General features: G+C 69.6%; 1 protein-coding gene and 1 pseudogene. One reads left to right on the forward strand and one right to left on the reverse strand.

Annotated features, from left to right (window positions below; translation table 11 throughout):
* Nucleotides 1-828 precede the first annotated feature (828 nt).
* Nucleotides 829-1800 (reverse strand): diaminopimelate dehydrogenase, encoded by a 972-nt coding sequence (locus tag O145_RS10795; RefSeq protein WP_043562890.1) that lies wholly within the window; start codon nt 1798-1800, stop codon nt 829-831.
* A 436-nt stretch (nt 1801-2236) separates the two neighbouring features.
* On the opposite strand from O145_RS10795, the pseudogene O145_RS19605 reads away from it, so the two are divergent.
* Nucleotides 2237-2787, forward strand: a pseudogene (locus O145_RS19605) (cell wall-binding protein); the annotation flags it as partial.

Below are 2787 nucleotides of genomic sequence, written 5' to 3' on the forward strand. Positions count from 1 at the left end.
CCTGTGCCACGGCCCTGACTCCGAGCGCCACGAGCGACTCGAAGAGCCGACCGGCCATGTGCGCGCCACCGGGACCGAGAAGCGCGAACTCGGACAGACCCAGAAGACGAGGCCGACTGGGTCCGCAAGGTGATGCCTGAGCGCCCGGTGAAGACGCCGGAGCGGATTGTTAGCCGGTATCCAGCCCGGTATCAGGTTCGGGAGCCACAGCCGGGTGAGATGGTCACAATAGATGATCGTGGTGGTCTTCGCGGGTTGCGGGCCGTCGCCGCCGGTTGCGGCGTCGGGGATACGGGAATAGGCCGTGGTCGCCACCGCATGGGCGACCGGCTGGCGGCGCAGTGTTTCCGGACGTCTGACGGCGAAGCCCTGGTCGGGCAGGTCACGGTCGATAATTCGCTGAAGGTAAGCGTCCGGCCTGCGCCGCTGTGCGCGCCTGCAGGATCTACGGGGGCGGCCAGCCCAGTCAGGAGAAAGCGCCCGGACGGTGCACCGCCGTTCACCGGACGGCGCACCGAGTCCTATACCTGCGGAGGCTTCTGCTACTCGTTGAGCAGCAGCGTGCCTGACGGAGATGAGGCCAGGCGAAATCCGCCTCTGCGATCTGCCGCTGAGCTGAATCAGCCAAGAACCAGATGATGTCGGCGCGCCGTCGAGAGGTCGGCGTGAACAGGGTGGCTCGTGGGCGTTTGAACAGCAGCCACCAGGGGCGGCGCCGCAGAGCCTTGGCGCAGCGGGCAACGGGCCGGCGCCGGTGGCGGGCCTCACCGGTGCGACGCCGTCGAGAACCTGGGGCGCGCCGGTCCCGCTCAGGAGCCCGGCCGGCGATCAGAGATACGACGCGCGCAGGTCGGCCGGGTCCTTCGCGGACAGGTCGGCCAGCGTCACGTCGAAGACCGTGCGCGCCCCAGTCTCGCCGCGCGCAGCCATCCTCGCGGCCGCCCGGCCCATTGCGACCACGACGGAGCCGGTGAACTCGGGGTTCGATCCGAGATCGAGCTCGAAGCCGATGCGCGCGGCGACCCCCAGGGAGGTCTCGCCACGGCGGATCACCGTGCCCCCGTGCGGGATACCGCTGTGCTTCGCGGCCATCTCCTCGGCGGAGATGAAGGTCACTGTAGTGTCGTAGTCCGCGAAGTAGTGCGGCATCTCCACGATCTCCTGCTCGATGCGAGCGAGATCGGCGCCGTCGTCGGCCACGACGTAGCAGTCGCGCCGATGCATGGAGCGGGTCGTCAGCTCGACGTCGTCGCCCGCCTTGACCGCGTCGACGGTCTCCTGCACCGGCAGCGTGTACTGCCGCGCGTCCGCCACCCCGGGGATGCGGCGGATCGCGTCCGAGTGCCCCTGCGAGACGCCGGGGCCCCAGAAGGTCGTCGTCGTGCCGTCGGGCAGGACCGCGCCCCCGAGGACCCGGAGCATGGAGAACAGGCCGGGGTCCCAGCCGGTGGAGATGAGGGCGAGGTGGCCGGCCTCCTTGGCGGCGGCGTCGACGGAGGCGAAGTAGGCGGGGATCTCGGCGTGCGTGTCGTAGGAGTCGACCGTGTTGAAGAAGGCGACTGTTGCCGGGCCCTGCTCGGCCAGGTCCGTCGCCGACCCGCCGCAGTTGAGGCAGACATCGACCTTGCCCACCCAGCTCGGCATGTCGTCGACATGCGCGACCGGCACGCCCTGCGTCGTGATCGACTCCGGATCACGCCGGGTGAAGACGACGACGAGCTCGACGTCGTCGTTCTTGGAGATCGCCTGCTCGGCGCCCCGCCCGAGGTTGCCGTATCCGTTGATTGCGACCCTGATCATGAGCCCTCCTGCTGTTGACGCTGTGGCGACCAGTCTTCCACCGGGAGCCGGTCCGGCGCGAGATCTGACAGACGACGAGACCCGGAAGACAGCGCCCGACGACGGCCGGCCCCCGGGGCCCGGACCCCAGGGGCCGGCCCGGCGGCCTACAGGCCTCGACGCCCGAGAGCCGGACCGCAAGACGCACAGGCGGCGCCAGTCGACGGGACGCTTCGGGGTCGACGGACGCGGTCTCCGCCCGCGCAAGAAAAACGACACGCCTCTCGTCTTTAATATAAATGAGACCGCGGGAGACGGATCTGGCATGGAGCGGGGGAGGTCAGAACCGTACAATGGACGGGCATTCGCCACCCCGCGCGAGACCTCCCCGATTCTCCCCGATCGACAAGAGGAGGCGTGGCCCCGTGGCGAATTTAGATCCCCAGGAAGGAATCCCATGAAACGCCTTCATCGATCTGCGATCGGAACGCTCGCGGCACTGTCACTCATGTGGGCCGCCGTTCCCGCAGTGGCCGATGAGCCCGATGTCGAGCCGACGGGCGACGCCGGCATCGAGTCCCCGGTTGCGCCCGACCCCGCGCCGGCGAGCTCGGCCCCCGCGAGCCCGGCAGCGCCCGAGCCCGACGCCGAGCCGACGGCCGACACAGCCACCGAGTCCCCCGCCCCGGCCGTCGACCTCACGCTGAACGGCTGGAAGAAGGATGGCGGGCGCTGGTACTACTACGACCGGGGGGCGAAGAAGACCGGATGGCTCTCTGACGGCGGCTCCTGGTTTTACCTCGACTCCGACGGCGCCATGGTCACCGGGTGGGCACAGGTCGGCTCGGCCTGGTTCTATCTCGGCGCCGACGGCGCCATGTGGCACGACACGTGGATCGCCTCGGGCGGACGATGGTCCTACCTCGGCTCGGACGGCTCCGCGGCCACCGGCTGGGCGAGGCTCGGCGGCTCGTGGTACTACTTCTACTCCGACGGCGTCATGGCCAC

The sequence above is a fragment of the Actinomyces israelii DSM 43320 genome, from assembly GCF_000711965.1.
In the GTDB taxonomy this organism is placed as follows: domain Bacteria; phylum Actinomycetota; class Actinomycetes; order Actinomycetales; family Actinomycetaceae; genus Actinomyces; species Actinomyces israelii.